Raw genomic sequence first — 15,235 nt, forward strand, 5'->3', positions numbered from 1 at the left:
GCTTAAAGGGTCTCGGATCCGGTCAGGCGCTTGATGGTGCTGCGCAGGATGGGGCTGTCGGGTTGTTCCTTGAGGAATTTTTCCCAGATTTGTCGGGCTTCGCGCTGCTTGCCATTGGCCCAGAGCACTTCGCCCAGGTGTGCGGCAACTTCCTGGTCCGGGAAACGCTCCAAGGCCTGGCGCAGCAAGCGCTCGGCCTCGTCGAGGTTGCCCAGGCGGTAATTCACCCAGCCCAGACTGTCGAGCACGGCAGGGTCTTCCGGGTTGAGCGCATGGGCTTGTTCAATCAGCGCCTTGGCTTCGGCGTAGCGCGTGGTGCGGTCGGACAAGGTGTAGCCCAGGGCGTTAAGTGCCATGGCGTTGTCCGGGTCGCGCTTGATGATCAGCCGCAGGTCTTTTTCCAACTGCGCCAGGTCATTGCGTTTTTCTGCCTGCATGGCGCGGGTGTACAGCAGGTTCAAATCGTCGGGGTATTGCAGCAACGCCTGTTGCAACAGTTTCCAGGCGCGTTCGCCCTGTTTGTTGGCCGATAAGGTCTCGGCCTGGATCAGGTACAGCTGGATGGCGTAATCCGGCTCGGCATCGCGGGCCGCGGCCAGGCGTTTTTCCGCTTCGTCGGTGCGGCCGTTGCTCATCAGGATATCGGCCTGGCGCAATTGCGCTGGCAGATAATCATTGCCGGGGCCGACCTGGGCGTATTCAAGCAGGGCCGCCTGCGGGTCGTTGCGCTCTTCAGCGATGCGGCCCAGGTTCAGGTGCGCCGAGTCCACGTGGCTGTCACGTTCGATCAGCTCTTGCAGGTAGCCCTTGGCCTCGTCCCAGGCTTTGGCTTCCAGGCACACCAATGCCAGGGAATAACGCAGTTCGTCGTCGTCCGGGTATTGCTGGACCAGGTTGGCGAACTGCACTTTGGCGTCTTCCATACGGTCCTGCTCAACCAGCATACGTGCATAGGTCAGGAGCAGGCGCTTGTCGCCGGGGTATTTCTTGATGCTTTTTTCCAGCAGCGGAATCGCTTCCTTGCCGCGGTTAAGGCTTTGCAGCAGGCGTGCACGCAACAGGATGGGCGCGATTTCACCTTCTTCCGGCGGGTTCTGCTCCAGCAGCTTGAGCGCGGCGTCGGCTTCATCGTCCTGTTGCAGCAGCAGGGCCTTGCCGAAAATCAACTGGCTGTTCTTCGGGTGCTTTTGCAGCAGGCGATCGAAACTCTTCATCAGGCCGTTGCGCGTGTCCTGGTCGGTGTCGGCGGCCGACAGCGCAAGAAAGTCAAAATGTGTGTCGCCTTTGCCCTGCAGGACCTTCTCCATATAAACCATGGAGTCGTCATAGCGCCCGGCACGCGCCAGTTGCACGGCTGCGGCGCGCTGGGCTTCCAGATCATCCGGGGCATTTTTGGCCCAGATCAGCGAGGTGTCCAGCGCTGCCTGGTCGGCGCCCAGGTATTCGGCGATGCGAAACGCTCGCTCGGAAATCCCCGGGTCCTGGGTGTTGATGGCCTGGGTCACGTAATTATCCAGCGCAATATCAAAGCGATTGCGTTGGCCGGCCAGCTCAGCTGTCAGCAGGCTGTAGATCGTTTCTTCACTGAACGAGGAATAAACCTTGGGTTTTTCAGGGGCGGGAGTGCTGTCTTCCACCGGCGACGTAGCGTCCGGCGACACGGGTGCCATGGCCTGGCAGCCGCTGAGGAAGACAAAAGCGAGGAGCAACGCGGAAGATCTATTCATATAGGAAGAGGACGACTAACCTGCGGTCGGATCATCATGACACAAGCCTTCGGCCAAACATAACCGGGGCACTCGGAATACGACTATTGCTGCCTTTTGCCTTTCCTTTGTAGGAGCGAGCTTGCTGGCGAAAAACCTGAGAGCGCCGCTGGGCGCCCGGCTTGCCGCGTTATCGTTGACGATTTTCGCGAGCAAGCTCGCTCCTGCAAAAGTGCATTGATAGGCATAAGGTATAGGGACAATAGACGACGGTGGTTGTTCTGAATCTTTCGAAGTAGGACAATTGTCGGCTTCCCGACATCATCAGCGATATTGAATGGCCTTCCTCGCACTCGGTATTAACCACAAGACTGCCTCCGTAGACGTGCGCGAGCGCGTGGCGTTTACGCCAGAGCAGTTGGTTGAGGCCTTGCAGCAGCTCTGCCGGCTTACCGACAGCCGCGAAGCTGCGATCCTTTCGACCTGCAATCGCAGCGAGCTCTATATAGAGCAGGAACATCTCTCGGCGGATGTGGTGCTGCGCTGGCTGGCCGATTATCACCATTTGAGCCTCGATGACCTGCGTGCCAGCGCTTATGTGCATGAAGAGGATGCGGCAGTTCGTCACATGATGCGCGTGGCGGCCGGTCTCGACTCGCTGGTGTTGGGTGAACCGCAGATTCTCGGCCAGATGAAGTCTGCCTACGCCGTGGCGCGTGAGGCCGGCACCGTCGGCCCATTGCTGGGCCGCCTGTTCCAGGCCACCTTTAATTCCGCCAAGCAAGTGCGTACCGATACGGCCATCGGCGAAAACCCGGTGTCCGTGGCCTTTGCCGCAGTGAGCCTGGCCAAGCAGATTTTCAGCGACTTGCAGCGCAGCCAGGCCCTGCTGATCGGCGCTGGTGAAACCATCACCCTGGTGGCCCGTCACCTGCACGATCTTGGCGTGAAGCGCATCGTGGTCGCCAACCGCACCCTGGAGCGCGCCAGCATTCTGGCCGAGCAGTTCGGTGCCCATGCGGTGCTGCTGTCGGACATTCCCGCTGAACTGGTGCGCAGTGATATCGTCATCAGTTCTACCGCCAGCCAATTGCCGATTCTGGGCAAGGGCGCGGTCGAGAGCGCGTTGAAGCTGCGCAAGCACAAGCCGATCTTCATGGTAGATATCGCCGTTCCACGGGATATCGAGCCCGAAGTCGGCGAGTTGGACGACGTTTACCTTTATAGCGTCGATGATCTGCATGAAGTGGTCGCTGAAAACCTCAAGAGTCGTCAGGGTGCCGCCCAGGCCGCCGAGGAAATGGTCAGCACCGGCGCCGAAGATTTCATGGTGCGCCTGCGTGAGCTGGCGGCAGTGGATGTGCTCAAGGCGTATCGTCAGCAGGGTGAACGCCTGCGTGATGAAGAGTTGCTCAAGGCCCAGCGCATGCTGGCCAACGGCAGCGGCGCCGAGGAAGTGCTGATGCAATTGGCCCGTGGCCTGACCAACAAACTGCTCCACGCTCCTAGCGTCCAGTTGAAAAAGCTTACCGCCGAAGGCCGCCTCGATGCGCTGGCCATGGCCCAGGAACTCTTTGCCCTCGGTGAGGGCGCGTCAGACAGCTCTTCGGATAAAAAACCGCAATGAAAGCGTCACTGCTCAATAAACTGGACGTGCTCCAGGACCGTTTCGAAGAACTGACCGCCTTGCTCGGCGATGGCGAGGTCATTTCCGATCAAACCAAATTCCGTGCTTATTCCAAGGAATACGCCGAAGTTGAGCCCATTGTGGCCACTTATAAACACCTGCTGAAAGTCCAGGCCGACCTCGAAGGCGCCCAGGCCCTGCTCAAGGACAGCGACCCGGACATGCGCGAAATGGCCGTGGAAGAAGTCCGCGAAGCCAAGGAAAAACTCGCTGAGCTTGAGGGTGACCTGCAACGCATGCTGCTGCCCAAGGACCCTAACGACGGACGCAACGTTTTCCTCGAAATCCGCGCTGGTACCGGTGGCGACGAGGCGGCGATTTTTTCCGGTGACCTGTTCCGCATGTATTCGCGCTATGCCGAGCGTCGCGGCTGGCGCGTGGAGATCCTCTCCGAGAACGAGGGCGAGCACGGCGGTTATAAAGAAGTCATCGCCCGGGTTGAAGGCGACAATGTCTACGGCAAGCTGAAGTTCGAATCCGGTGCGCACCGCGTACAGCGGGTGCCTGCGACGGAATCCCAGGGCCGCATCCACACCTCGGCGTGCACCGTCGCCGTGTTGCCTGAGCCGGACGAACAGGAAGCCATCGAGATCAACCCGGCGGATTTGCGCGTGGACACTTACCGCTCATCCGGCGCGGGTGGCCAGCACGTTAACAAGACCGACTCGGCGATCCGTATCACACACTTGCCGTCGGGCATTGTGGTGGAGTGCCAGGAAGAACGTTCCCAGCACAAGAACCGTGCGCGGGCCATGTCCTGGTTGTCGGCCAAGTTGAACGACCAGCAGACCAGCGCCGCGGCCAACGCAATTGCCAGCGAACGCAAGCTGCTGGTGGGCTCCGGCGACCGCTCCGAGCGTATCCGTACCTACAACTTTGCCCAGGGCCGGGTCACGGACCATCGGGTCAACCTCACCCTGTATTCTCTCGACGAAATTCTCGCCGGGGGCGTGGATGCGGTGATCGAGCCGTTGCTCGCCGAATACCAGGCCGACCAACTGGCGGCGATAGGTGACTAAATGACCATCATCGCCAGCCTGCTGCGCGCCGCTGACCTGCCCGACTCGCCGACGGCGCGCCTGGACGTGGAGTTGCTGCTGGCCGCTGCCCTGGGCAAATCACGCAGCTATCTGCATACCTGGCCGGAAAAGATCGTCAGCAGCGAAGACGCGCTGACCTTTTCCGGCTACCTGCAGCGCCGCCGCAGCGGCGAGCCGGTGGCCTATATCCTCGGCCAGCAAGGCTTCTGGAAACTCGACCTGGAAGTAGCACCGCACACTTTGATCCCCCGCCCGGAAACTGAGTTGCTGGTGGAAGCTGCCCTGGAATTGCTGCCCGCCACGCCCGCCCAGGTCCTGGACCTGGGCACCGGTAGCGGCGCCATCGCCTTGGCCTTGGCCAGCGAACGTCCGGCCTGGCAGGTCACGGCGGTCGACCGTGTGCTGGAGGCCGTGGCCCTGGCCGAGCGCAATCGTCAACGCCTGCACCTCACTAACGCCACGGTGCTCAACAGCCACTGGTTCAGCGCCCTGCAAGGCCAGCGCTTCGACCTGATCATCAGCAACCCGCCCTACATTGCCGACAATGACCCGCACCTGGTGGCCGGCGATGTGCGCTTCGAACCGGCCAGTGCGCTGGTGGCGGGGCACGATGGCCTGGACGATTTGCGCCTGATCATTGCAAAGTCTCCTGCTCACCTGAACAACGGCGGCTGGCTGTTGCTCGAACACGGTTACGACCAGGCCCAGGCCGTGCGCGACTTGTTGCTGAACCAGGGCTTTGACGGCGTACACAGCCGCATCGACCTTGGCGGTCACGAACGCATCACCTTGGGGCGCCACCCGTGCTGACCGACCAGGAGCTGTTGCGCTATAGCCGGCAGATTCTGTTGCAGCATGTCGACATTGATGGCCAATTACGCCTGAAACAGAGCCGCGCGTTGATCGTCGGCCTGGGTGGCCTGGGCGCTCCGGTGGCGCTTTACCTGGCCGCTGCTGGGGTGGGCGAATTGCACCTGGCGGATTTCGATACGGTCGATTTGACCAACCTGCAACGCCAGATCATCCATGACACTAACAGCGTGGGGCAGACCAAGGTCGATTCGGCCATGGGGCGCCTGAGAGCGATCAACCCTGAAGTCGCCCTGGTCGCCCATCGTGCTGCGCTGGATGCCGACTCGCTGGCTGCTGCGGTCAACGCAGTGGATCTGGTGCTCGATTGCAGCGATAACTTCTCTACCCGCGAGGCGGTCAACGTAGCCTGCGTTGCCGCCGGCAAACCGTTGGTCAGTGGCGCGGCCATTCGCCTTGAGGGGCAATTGTCGGTATTCGACCCTCGTCGCGCTGACAGTCCCTGCTACCACTGTTTGTATGGGCACGGCAGCGACACTGAACTGACCTGCAGCGAAGCCGGCGTTGTCGGGCCGTTGGTCGGTGTGGTTGGCAGCCTGCAAGCGCTGGAAGCCTTGAAGCTGCTGGCCGGTTTTGGTGAGTCGTTGGTAGGGCGCCTGTTGTTGATCGATGCGCTGACCACGCGTTTTCGCGAGTTGCGCGTCAAGCGTGACCCAGGCTGCAGCGTCTGCGGGGCAAAGCATGGTTAAGGGCGCGCCTGTTGGTGTGTTCGATTCCGGTATCGGCGGCCTGACGGTGCTGGAAGAAATCCAGCAGTTGTTGCCCCACGAGTCACTGCTGTACGTGGCGGACTGCGGGCACATTCCCTATGGTGAGAAAACGCCGGCGTTCATTCTTGAACGTTCTCGCTCGGTCGCTGAGTTTTTCCGCGAGCGGGGCGCCAAGGCCTTTGTGATTGCCTGCAACACGGCGACGGTCGCCGCGGTGGCCGATTTGCGCCAGGACTACCCCGACTGGCCGCTGGTAGGCATGGAGCCTGCGGTCAAACCTGCTGCCGCGGCCACGCGCAGTGGTGTGGTGGGTGTGCTCGCCACTACGGGCACACTGCAAAGCGCCAAGTTCGCCGCCTTGCTCGACCGTTTTGCCACCGATGTGCGGGTGATTACCCAGCCGTGCCCGGGCCTGGTGGAGCTGATTGAAGCCGGCGACCTCAACAGCCCCGCCTTGCACTCCCTGCTGCAAGGCTATATTGAGCCGCTGCTTAGCGCCGGTTGCGACACCATCATCCTGGGTTGCACTCATTATCCCTTCCTCAAGCCACTCCTGGCGCAGATGCTGCCCCCCAGCATCATCCTCATTGATACCGGCGCCGCCGTGGCGCGCCAGCTCAAGCGCTTGCTGGGTGAGCGCGACCTGCTGGCCATTGGCGAACCTGAACCTGCACAGTTCTGGACCAGCGGCGATCTGTGTCACCTAAGAAACATCCTACCGACACTTTGGAAACATCCTGGAGTTGTGCGAAGCTTTGGCTCGTGAAAATTTCGTGAAATCAGCCTGAAAAAAGCTGAACTTCTGGCTATGCGTCGGCTTCTATAGCCCGTTAGCCTGTACACAACCCAATTATCTCGTTTGCAAAGGATGTTTCACATGAAGCGCTTGTTCTGTTTGGCTGCGATTGCGGCCGCTATGTTGGGACACTCTGTTTCAGCCCAGGCCGCCGGCCTGGAGTTCGGCTTGGGGAGCACCAGCGATTCGACGCTGACCTACCGCCTGGGCCTGACTTCCGATTGGGACAAGAGCTGGATGCAGAGCAATGTCGGCCGACTGACCGGCTACTGGAGCGGCGCCTATACCTATTGGGAAGGGGATGATCGTGCGGGCGCCAGCAGCCTGTCGTTCTCGCCGGTGTTTGTGTATGAGTTTGCCGGCGAGTCGGTCAAACCCTACATCGAAGCCGGTATCGGCGTGGCGTTGTTCTCTCGCACTCGGCTGGAAGACAACAACATCGGCCAGTCCTTCCAGTTCGAAGACCGCCTGGGTTTCGGCCTGCGGTTCAACGGCGGGCATGAAGTGGGCATTCGTGCCACGCATTATTCCAACGCCGGCATTAGCAGCAATAACGATGGTGTAGAGAGTTACTCGCTGCACTACACCATGCCGCTGTAATGCACTGTAGGAGCGAGCTTGCTCGCGAAGAACCTCAACGATAACGCAGCGAATCAGGTTTAACGCGGCGTTCTCAGGTTTTTCGCGAGCAAGCTCGCTCCTACAGAATCAGCGGTAGGCCGTGGTAATGCCTTCACGCTCTTCAAGGCATTCCGGCGCCCCCATCTCGAACTCCCGGCAAATCAACGGCCGAAGCTCATAGATCGTGCACATCATCGTGTCGCGGTCCAGCGCTGCGCACCAGCCGTCGTCCAGGCGCAGCATCACCTCGCCCCCCCAATCGTCGGTATCGATAAAGCGTTGTGGTACGCCGGTGTCGGTGATCAGCATGACTTCCAGCTGGCAGCAACAAGCCGCGCACGTCGAGCACGTGACGGGTTCGGTGATTTGAATGTGAGGGATGTTGGTCATAGGCGCGCAGTGTAAGGCAAGTGCGTCAGATGCGTATGAATGCTCGGACGGGCGTCAGTGTTCCAGCCTCTGCGCAACCCCGTGTAACAGCGGAAAGAGCATGGCCCATAACAGCGCCAGGCCGATCAGTGTTGGGGCGGTGCCGTACGCAAAACTCACGCCTGCCAATTGACTGCCGGCGTAATAAGACAACGGCCCGCCCACCGCGCCTAGCAGGCTGGCGAGCCACCAGGGCCGTGCGCTCCAGGCCAGGCAATGGCGCAAGGTGGTGGCCAGCAAGGCCCATAACAGTATCAGCCACAGCGGAATCAGTGGCCCCGGCGTATTGAACTCAAACACGCCGAGCCCACGCAGTGCCGTATCGACCAGTGTTCCCAGCACCGTCACGGCCAGAATCACTTGCCCCTCTCTTGCCCAAGAACTTATCCACAGCAAGTGTGCGCCCAGTACCGCGACGCCGATCAGCAACCAACGGCTATCGCCGCCGAGTACGCAGGCAAACCAGCCGCACTGAAACAGCACGGCGTTGGCCAGGGATTTAAGCACTGAAACGCCCGAGCAGCGGCGGATTGATGGCCGCCGGTTTGGCCAGCAGCAACTGCGCGGTGCCGATGGTGCGCTCCATAAAGCCACCTTCGCAGTAGCACAGGTAAAACTCCCACAGGCGCAGGAAGTATTCGTCATAACCGAGTTCGGCAAGACGGCCATGGGCGCGGCGAAAGTTTTCATGCCACAGGCGCAGGGTGCGGGCGTAGTGCAGGCCGAAGTCTTCCATGTGCAGCAGGTTCATGTCGGTGTCACGGCTGACGATCTGCAGCATGTTTTGTACACAGGGCAGCGCGCCACCAGGGAAGATGTAGCGCTGGATAAAGTCGACGCTGCGTTTGGCCTGCTCAAAGCGTTGTTCACGAATAGTGATGGCTTGCAGCAGCATCAGGCCGTCGGGCTTGAGCAACTGGGCGCATTGTTTGAAATAGGTGGGCAGGAAACGATGGCCCACCGCTTCAATCATTTCGATCGACACCAGCTTGTCGTACTCACCGGTGAGGTCGCGGTAATCGCTCAGCAGCACGGTCACACGATCTTGCAGGCCCGCCGCCTGGATACGCTGGGCGGTGTAGGCGAACTGCTCCTTGGACAGGGTCGTGGTGGTGACCCGACAGCCGTAATGCTGCGCCGCATACAGCGCCATGCTGCCCCAGCCGGTACCGATTTCCAGCAGATGGTCGCTGGGCTTGAGCGCCAGTTTCTGGCAGATGCGCGCTAATTTGTTCAGTTGTGCCTGTTCCAGGGTGTCATCGGGGGTCAGGAACTGCGCCGCCGAGTACATCATGGTGGGGTCGAGAAATTCTTCGAACAGGTCGTTGCCCAGGTCGTAATGGGCGGCGATGTTTTTTTGCGAGCCTTTGCGTGTGTTGCGGTTGAGCCAGTGCAGTCCCTGAGTGAACGGCCGGGCCAGGCGAGCCAAGCCACCCTCCATGGCGTCGAGCACCTCCAGGTTGCTGACCATCACCCGCACCACGGCGGTGAGGTCGGGGCTGGTCCAATAACCATGGATAAACGCTTCGCCGGCGCCGATCGAGCCATTGGCCGCCACCAGCCCCCATACCGCCGCGTCGAGAATCTGGATCTCGCCCAGCAGGTGCGCTTCCCGCGCGCCGAAGACTTGCCGCTCGCCATCCTCGATGATCACCAACTGGCCGTGGCGCAATTGGCTGAGCTGGCGCAACACGCCTTTGCGCAATAGCGCAGCGGTCATGCCGTTGACGTTCAGGCGGTTAGCCTTGACCGATAAGCTAGGGGATTTCATGGTGGCGATCCTTGGTATACCCGACTGCGGTGCGAGAGGCGCCATCGGCGGCCTGGTGGGAAAAAATCGGTGTGCGTTTGAGCAGCAGGCGCAAGGCTTGCCAGTAGATCGCAAGGCCGGTCTTGGCGGTCATCCAGGGAAAGCGCCGCAAATAGCGATGCAGGCTGGCGCGGCTCAGTGCCTGTTTTTCCAGGCTCAAGGTGGCGTCGAAGACTTTTTGCGTGCCCTGCCAATCGGCCATATGCACGCCGAGCCTGGCGGCGGGCTGGCTGAAACTCATGCGGTATTCCAGCTCGCGAGGCAAAAACGGCGACACATGGAAGGCCTTGGCCACGGCGAAATGCTGGTGCTCATCGGCGCCCAGTGCCTGGGCGGGCAGCACGTAGTGATAGCGCTCGCGCCATGGGGTGTTGGTCACTTCACACAGGATCGCGGCCAGTTGCCCGTCAGCCTCGAAGCAGTAGAAGAAACTCACCGGGTTAAAAGCCAGGCCCCAACTGCGGGCCTGGGTCAGCAGGCAGATAGCGCCCTGGGGTGTTTGCCCCAGGGCCTTGCCGACTTCCTGGCGCACGGCATCGCTCAGGCTCATGCCGTGGCGCGTGAATTCACGCAGGTAATCCTGCTGGCGGAAACCGAAAGGCGCCAGGCGACCCGTGCCGGCCAGCGGCGAGAGCCCCAGTACTTCATCCTCTTCACTGAGGTCCAGGTACAACAGGCCGATGCGGTAGCGAAAGGCGTGGGCTTTGGGCGTAAACCGGCGATGGGCGATCCAGCCGCTGTACAAGGCGCTGTTCACAGGGGTTCCCCAAACGCCTGGGCCACGCGCAGAGCGCTGACCACGCCGTCTTCGTGAAAGCCGTTGGCCCAGTAGGCCCCGCAGTAAAAGGTATTGCGCACGCCGTTCAATTCTTCCCAGCGTGCCTGTGCGGCGACTGCGGCCAGGCTGTATTGCGGATGGGCGTAGGTGTAGCGCGCCAGGATCTTCAGCGGGTTGATCATCGGCGTCTGATTGAGGCTGACGCAAAAGGTAGTGGCGCTGTCGATGCCTTGCAGGATGTTCATGTCATAGGTGACGGCGGCCTGTTGTTGCACGTTGCCCGTCAGCCGATAGTTCCAGCTGGCCCAGGCCAGTTTGCGGTCGGGCAGCAGGCGTGTGTCGGTGTGCAGCACCACGTCGTTTTCGGCGTAGGGCAGGGCGCCGAGGATCTGCTGTTCGGCCTGGCTGGGGTCATCGAGCAAGGCCAGGGCCTGATCGCTGTGGCAGGCGAATACCACGCGGTCGAAGGTTTCGCTGCCGGCCGGGCTGTGGATAACTACACCTTCGTCGCTGCGTTGCACCTTATGCACAGGGCAGTTGAGCCGTATCTGTTCGCGAAAGCTGCGGGTCAGCGGCTCGATATAACAGCTGGAGCCGCCCTCGATCACACACCATTGCGGGCGGTTGCTCACCGAGAGCAAGCCGTGGTTCTTGAAGAAGCGCACAAAAAACTGCAGCGGAAACTTGAGCATATCGGCCAGGGACATCGACCAGATGGCAGCGCCCATCGGCACGATGTAATGCCGGATAAACCTGGGGCCATAGCCGCCAGCGGTGAGGTAATCGCCCAGGGTCATGTCGGCGCTGATGCGCTGCTCTTGCAAGTCCAGGGGCGCCTGGCGATTGAAGCGCAGGATATCGCGCAACATGCCCCAGAACCCCGGCGACAGAATATTGCGGCGCTGGGCAAACAGGCTGTTGAGGTTGTTGCCGTTGTACTCGAAGCCTGTGCTTTGGTCGCACACCGAAAAACTCATCTCGGTGGGTTTGAACCTGACCCCGATCTGCTCCAGCAGACGGATGAAGTTCGGGTAGGTCCAGTCGTTGAACACAATGAAGCCCGTGTCCACCGCATAGTTTTTGCCGTCGACCGTCACGTTGGCCGTGTGTGTATGCCCGCCAATGCAGTCATTGGCCTCGAACAGCGTAATGTCGTGGCGACGGCTGAGCAGGTAGGCGCTGGTCAGCCCGGCGATGCCGCTGCCGATAATGGCGATCTTCACAGGTCGTCCTTCTTCGGTGGCGGGCTGCGCAGCATGCGTTTGCCGATGATCAGTTGCGCGCGGTTGGGCAGCTTCGACAGCGGCCACAAGGTGGCAATGAACAGTGCCGGAAAGGCGATTTCCAGCGGGCGTTTTTCCAGCTTGGCGAAAATGTGTTTCGCGGCTTTGTCGGCCGGCCAGCTCAGGGGCATCGGGAAATCATTGCGCTCGGTCAGCGGCGTGTCGACGAAGCCTGGGCTGATCACCGTGACATCGATGTTTTCCGGCGATAGGCCGATACGCAGGGATTCGAACAAGTAACGCAGGCCGGCCTTGGACGCGCCGTAGGCTTCGGCGCGGGGCATGGGCAGGTAGGTCACGGCACTGGCCACGCCCACCAGGTGCGGGGTGCGCCCTGCGCGCAACAGTGGCAGCGCGGCCTCGATGCAATAACTGCTGGCCAGCAGATTGGTACGCACCACGTGCTCGATGATCGAGGCGTCAAATTGCCGGGCGTCGACGTATTCACAAGTGCCGGCGTTGAGGATCACCGTGTCCAGCGAACCCCAGACCTCGCTGATACGCTCGCCGATCTCGCGCACGGTCTGGCTGTTGGTCAGGTCGCCGGCCACCACCAGAACCTGGCCTGGATATCGAAGGGCGAGGGCATCCAGCGGGCCTTGGGTGCGGGAACTCAGGGCCACTTGGGCGCCGCTCTCGAGCAACTCCACGGCCAGCGCCGCACCGATACCACTGCTGGCGCCGGTCAGCCAATAACGACGGGGCGGTGTAAGGCTCATCCCATTCTCCTTTTCAGCCAACGAATAACGCGACCCAGTAGGGGGACATGTTCATAGAGCAGGGCGCCGGCATCGAAATAGTCGCGATGGCGGTAAACCTTGTCGTGCCACAACAAATGGGAACAGCCTGGCACCTCGATCACCTGCCCACCGGCCAGGCGTGGGTGACGAAAACGCATAGTCCAGCGCAGGTAGCCCTCGCCTTCGGCCACGGTATCGAAGCCGTGGAAGTCAAAATGCAGCTCGCTGACGTTGCTGTACAAGTCGGCAAAGTAACGCCGCAACGCTGGCAGGCCCTGGACTTCATGCAGGGGGTCGGCAAAGGCGGTGTCCTCGCTGTACAGGCGGCCGAGCAGGTGCAGGTTGTGCTTGTCCAGCGTGGCGAAGGTGTGGGCAAACTGGTGCAGGAAGTCACTCATGTTCGGCCATCTCCTGACGCGAAGGCAGCCGGCGAAATGCGGCCAAGGCGCGCTCGCGAGACTGTTTCAAATCGACGATGGCACGCGGGTAATCCGCCACGCCGAACAGGCCCCCAGCCGCTTCGGGGTTGTGCACTTGTTTTTTATTCAGCGCGGCCAGTTCCGGGAGCCAGCGTTTGATGAACACGCCGTCACCGTCGAATTTTTCCGATTGGCTCAGCGGGCTGAATATCCGGAAATACGGCGCCGAGTCGGTGCCCGTGGACGAACTCCATTGCCAGCCGCCGTTGTTGGCCGCCAGATCACCGTCGATCAGGTGGCGCATAAAGAAGCGCTCGCCCTCGCGCCAGTCGATCAGCAGGTTTTTGGTCAGGAACATCGCCACCACCATGCGCAGGCGGTTGTGCATCCAGCCGGTTTCCAGCAGTTGGCGCATGGCCGCGTCGATGATCGGCAAGCCGGTGCGCGCCTGTTGCCAGGCGGCCAGGTCTTCGGGCGCCTTGCGCCAGGCCAGCGCTTCGGTTTCCGGGCGAAACGCGCGGTGGCGGGAAACCCGTGGGTAGCCGACCAGGATGTGCTTGTAGAACTCGCGCCACAGCAGCTCGTTGATCCAGGTGATGGCGCCGATGTCGCCGCTTTCGAACTCGCCCTGGTTGGTTTGCAGCGCGGCGTGCAAGCACTGGCGCGGCGAAACCACTCCGGCGGCCAGGTAGGCAGAAAGCTGACTGGTGCCGGGCTTGGCCGGGAAGTCGCGTTCGTCCTTGTAATAGCTGATCTGCTGATCAGCGAAGGCATCGAGGCGACGGCGCGCCTCGTCTTCGCCAGCGGGCCAGAGGGCACGCAAGGTTTCGCTGGGTGTCGGGAACCCTTCGACTGCCGTTGGCACAGGGTCGCTTTTCACGCCAGGCTCGGCCTGGGCCTTTGGCGTCGGCACCACGCGGGGCAGGGCGCTGTGCAGGCGGCTGTAGCAGACCTTGCGGAACTGGCTGAACACCTGGAAGTAGGTGCCGGTCTTGGTCAGCACACTACCCGGCTGGAAAAACAGTTGGTCCAGGTAGCTGTGGAAGGTCACGCCGTCAGCTTCCAGGGCCTGGGCCACGGCGCGGTCGCGGCGGCTCTCGTGAACGCCATATTCCTCGTTGACGTGTACCGACTCCACCGACAGCTCGCGGCACAGTTGGCTCAGTACCGTCGGCGCCTGGTCCCAGGTCGCGGCGTGGCGGATTAACAGCGGAATGTTGAGGTTGCCCAGTGCCTGGCTCAGGTGCTGCAAGTTGCGCAGCCAGAAATCGACTTTGCACGGCGCGTCATCATGCGCCTGCCATTGCTCGGGCGTGATCAGGTAAACAGCCGCGACGGGGCCGCGCTGGCACGCGGCCGCCAGGGCAGTGTTGTCGTGCAGGCGCAAGTCGGTGCGCAGCCAGATCAGATGCATTTAGACAATTCCACGCTGGATCAATAATTGATGGGCCGCCAACAGGTCCTCGGCCACGAACAACTCAGGGATGTCCTGGGTTAATACGCCCAACTCGGCGTGGTGGATGCACACCGTTGGTCCGGCAATCACCGTTGGGCAATGGATGCCGCCCAGCAGTTTGCTGAGTGCCGACACTTGCAACGCCTTGCTTGAGTACAGCAGCACCGCACGGGGTTGCAGGTGTTCCACCGCCAGGGCCAGTTCGCCGACAGGCAGTGGCCAATCGAATACTTCCACCGGGCAATCGGCACTGCTGGCCAGCCAGGCGCTGAGCCACAGGTGCGGTTCCAGGGGCAGGTCGGAATGATTGACCAGCAACAGGGGCGCGCCGTGGAGTTGACGATTGTTGTGATAGATCCGTGCGCCAAACTTGCTGCGCAGCCAGGACAGGAAGAACACCCGCTCCATCTGCGCGCCGAACTGGCCCTGCCAGCGTTGTTCCAGCTCGTTGAGCAGCGGTAGCATCAATTGCTCGCACAAGGTGCGTGGCGGGTAAAGCGCCATGGCCTGGTTGAAGGCGTCATCGACCCGGCGCTCGGCCAGTTCACTGATGGCACTCACCAAATGCTGGCGCAGGCTCTGCCACTCGTTTTCCATCGGCTCCGGGCTACCTTGGGCGGAGTCGATCAGCCCTTTGACCTGGCTGACCGGCACGCCGCGATTGAGCCAGGTGAGGATGGCCTGGATGCGTTGCACATGTTCGGCGCTGAACAACCGATGCCCTTTGGGCGTGCGCTGGGGCACGATGAGGCCGTAGCGGCGCTCCCACGCGCGCAGCGTCACCGCATTCACGCCGGTCTGGCGCGCCACCTCGCGGATCGGCAGCCAGCCGTTTTCCAGGGCCAGGGCGAGGTCTTCGCCGGGTTCGTCGAGCAGGGCAGGTTTCATGG

16 protein-coding genes are annotated in these 15,235 nt (G+C 61.5%); 6 read left to right on the forward strand and 10 right to left on the reverse strand.

The window, feature by feature from the left end:
• Positions 1 to 2: 2 nt before the first annotated feature.
• Positions 3 to 1,727: a tetratricopeptide repeat protein gene (locus GIW79_RS01465; RefSeq protein WP_034128082.1), complete on the reverse strand. Its 1,725-nt coding sequence runs from the start codon at positions 1,725 to 1,727 to the stop codon at positions 3 to 5.
• 316 nt (positions 1,728 to 2,043) lie between these two features.
• On the opposite strand from GIW79_RS01465, the gene hemA reads away from it, so the two are divergent.
• The 6 genes from hemA (at position 2,044) to GIW79_RS01500 (ending at position 7,409) form a co-directional block, all read left to right on the forward strand.
• Positions 2,044 to 3,333 carry a glutamyl-tRNA reductase gene (gene hemA, locus GIW79_RS01475; RefSeq protein ID WP_003188356.1) on the forward strand — a complete coding sequence of 430 codons (1,290 nt, stop codon included), beginning with the start codon at positions 2,044 to 2,046 and terminating at the stop codon, positions 3,331 to 3,333.
• Entirely contained in the window at positions 3,330 to 4,412 is a 1,083-nt protein-coding gene (gene prfA, locus GIW79_RS01480; RefSeq protein ID WP_054896862.1) for a peptide chain release factor 1, read from the forward strand. Before hemA ends, prfA begins: the two co-directional genes overlap by 4 nt.
• Positions 4,413 to 5,243, forward strand: coding sequence for a peptide chain release factor N(5)-glutamine methyltransferase (gene prmC, locus GIW79_RS01485; RefSeq protein WP_236452351.1), 831 nt, complete (start codon positions 4,413 to 4,415; stop codon positions 5,241 to 5,243).
• Positions 5,237 to 5,992 carry a molybdopterin-synthase adenylyltransferase MoeB gene (locus GIW79_RS01490; protein WP_034128079.1) on the forward strand — a complete coding sequence of 252 codons (756 nt, stop codon included), beginning with the start codon at positions 5,237 to 5,239 and terminating at the stop codon, positions 5,990 to 5,992. The genes prmC and GIW79_RS01490 overlap by 7 nt, the downstream gene beginning before the upstream one ends.
• Positions 5,985 to 6,779 carry a glutamate racemase gene (murI, locus tag GIW79_RS01495; RefSeq protein WP_034128078.1) on the forward strand — a complete coding sequence of 265 codons (795 nt, stop codon included), beginning with the start codon at positions 5,985 to 5,987 and terminating at the stop codon, positions 6,777 to 6,779. Before GIW79_RS01490 ends, murI begins: the two co-directional genes overlap by 8 nt.
• A 111-nt stretch (positions 6,780 to 6,890) precedes the next feature.
• Complete coding sequence (locus tag GIW79_RS01500; RefSeq protein ID WP_014716838.1) at positions 6,891 to 7,409, forward strand: acyloxyacyl hydrolase; 519 nt, start codon at positions 6,891 to 6,893, stop codon at positions 7,407 to 7,409.
• Between the two features lie 108 nt (positions 7,410 to 7,517).
• Here the strand turns inward: GIW79_RS01500 and GIW79_RS01505 are convergent, their stop codons facing one another.
• The 9 genes from GIW79_RS01505 to GIW79_RS01545 are packed head-to-tail and all read right to left on the reverse strand — an operon-like array spanning position 7,518 to position 15,233.
• On the reverse strand, positions 7,518 to 7,820 hold the full coding sequence (locus tag GIW79_RS01505) for a YkgJ family cysteine cluster protein (protein WP_003188364.1): 303 nt from the start codon (positions 7,818 to 7,820) through the stop codon (positions 7,518 to 7,520).
• A 54-nt stretch (positions 7,821 to 7,874) separates the two neighbouring features.
• Positions 7,875 to 8,366: a DUF2878 domain-containing protein gene (locus GIW79_RS01510; protein ID WP_054896865.1), complete on the reverse strand. Its 492-nt coding sequence runs from the start codon at positions 8,364 to 8,366 to the stop codon at positions 7,875 to 7,877.
• Positions 8,359 to 9,630 (reverse strand): SAM-dependent methyltransferase, encoded by a 1,272-nt coding sequence (locus GIW79_RS01515; RefSeq protein WP_054896866.1) that lies wholly within the window; start codon positions 9,628 to 9,630, stop codon positions 8,359 to 8,361. Before GIW79_RS01515 ends, GIW79_RS01510 begins: the two co-directional genes overlap by 8 nt.
• Positions 9,617 to 10,426, reverse strand: a complete 810-nt coding sequence (locus GIW79_RS01520) for a DUF1365 domain-containing protein (RefSeq protein ID WP_054922544.1) — start codon at positions 10,424 to 10,426, stop codon at positions 9,617 to 9,619. Before GIW79_RS01520 ends, GIW79_RS01515 begins: the two co-directional genes overlap by 14 nt.
• Entirely contained in the window at positions 10,423 to 11,670 is a 1,248-nt protein-coding gene (locus tag GIW79_RS01525) for an NAD(P)/FAD-dependent oxidoreductase (RefSeq protein WP_236452350.1), read from the reverse strand. The genes GIW79_RS01520 and GIW79_RS01525 overlap by 4 nt, the downstream gene beginning before the upstream one ends.
• Positions 11,667 to 12,449 (reverse strand): SDR family NAD(P)-dependent oxidoreductase, encoded by a 783-nt coding sequence (locus tag GIW79_RS01530; RefSeq protein ID WP_054922540.1) that lies wholly within the window; start codon positions 12,447 to 12,449, stop codon positions 11,667 to 11,669. Before GIW79_RS01530 ends, GIW79_RS01525 begins: the two co-directional genes overlap by 4 nt.
• Entirely contained in the window at positions 12,446 to 12,868 is a 423-nt protein-coding gene (locus tag GIW79_RS01535) for a nuclear transport factor 2 family protein (RefSeq protein ID WP_057977388.1), read from the reverse strand. Before GIW79_RS01535 ends, GIW79_RS01530 begins: the two co-directional genes overlap by 4 nt.
• The gene (gene phrB, locus GIW79_RS01540; protein WP_057977386.1) at positions 12,861 to 14,303 is read right to left on the reverse strand and encodes a deoxyribodipyrimidine photo-lyase; all 1,443 of its coding nucleotides are present in this window, start codon (positions 14,301 to 14,303) and stop codon (positions 12,861 to 12,863) included. Before phrB ends, GIW79_RS01535 begins: the two co-directional genes overlap by 8 nt.
• Positions 14,304 to 15,233: a MerR family transcriptional regulator gene (locus GIW79_RS01545; protein WP_034128070.1), complete on the reverse strand. Its 930-nt coding sequence runs from the start codon at positions 15,231 to 15,233 to the stop codon at positions 14,304 to 14,306. It lies immediately after the preceding gene.
• Positions 15,234 to 15,235: the final 2 nt, after the last annotated feature.

The sequence above is a fragment of the Pseudomonas sp. PA-7-1E genome (assembly GCF_021605325.1).
Classification (GTDB): domain Bacteria; phylum Pseudomonadota; class Gammaproteobacteria; order Pseudomonadales; family Pseudomonadaceae; genus Aquipseudomonas; species Aquipseudomonas fluorescens_BV.

Excerpts from the sequence above, each read along its gene's own strand:
- prmC (WP_236452351.1), top strand. The coding sequence starts at position 4,413 with ATGACCATCATCGCCAGCCTGCTGCGCGCCGCTGACCTGCCCGACTCG.
- phrB (WP_057977386.1), bottom strand. The coding sequence starts at position 14,303 with ATGCATCTGATCTGGCTGCGCACCGACTTGCGCCTGCACGACAACACT.
- GIW79_RS01500 (WP_014716838.1), top strand. The coding sequence starts at position 6,891 with ATGAAGCGCTTGTTCTGTTTGGCTGCGATTGCGGCCGCTATGTTGGGA.
- GIW79_RS01530 (WP_054922540.1), bottom strand. The coding sequence starts at position 12,449 with ATGAGCCTTACACCGCCCCGTCGTTATTGGCTGACCGGCGCCAGCAGT.
- GIW79_RS01515 (WP_054896866.1), bottom strand. The coding sequence starts at position 9,630 with ATGAAATCCCCTAGCTTATCGGTCAAGGCTAACCGCCTGAACGTCAAC.
- GIW79_RS01465 (WP_034128082.1), bottom strand. The coding sequence starts at position 1,727 with ATGAATAGATCTTCCGCGTTGCTCCTCGCTTTTGTCTTCCTCAGCGGC.
- GIW79_RS01535 (WP_057977388.1), bottom strand. The coding sequence starts at position 12,868 with ATGAGTGACTTCCTGCACCAGTTTGCCCACACCTTCGCCACGCTGGAC.
- murI (WP_034128078.1), top strand. The coding sequence starts at position 5,985 with ATGGTTAAGGGCGCGCCTGTTGGTGTGTTCGATTCCGGTATCGGCGGC.
- prfA (WP_054896862.1), top strand. The coding sequence starts at position 3,330 with ATGAAAGCGTCACTGCTCAATAAACTGGACGTGCTCCAGGACCGTTTC.
- hemA (WP_003188356.1), top strand. The coding sequence starts at position 2,044 with ATGGCCTTCCTCGCACTCGGTATTAACCACAAGACTGCCTCCGTAGAC.
- GIW79_RS01545 (WP_034128070.1), bottom strand. The coding sequence starts at position 15,233 with ATGAAACCTGCCCTGCTCGACGAACCCGGCGAAGACCTCGCCCTGGCC.
- GIW79_RS01505 (WP_003188364.1), bottom strand. The coding sequence starts at position 7,820 with ATGACCAACATCCCTCACATTCAAATCACCGAACCCGTCACGTGCTCG.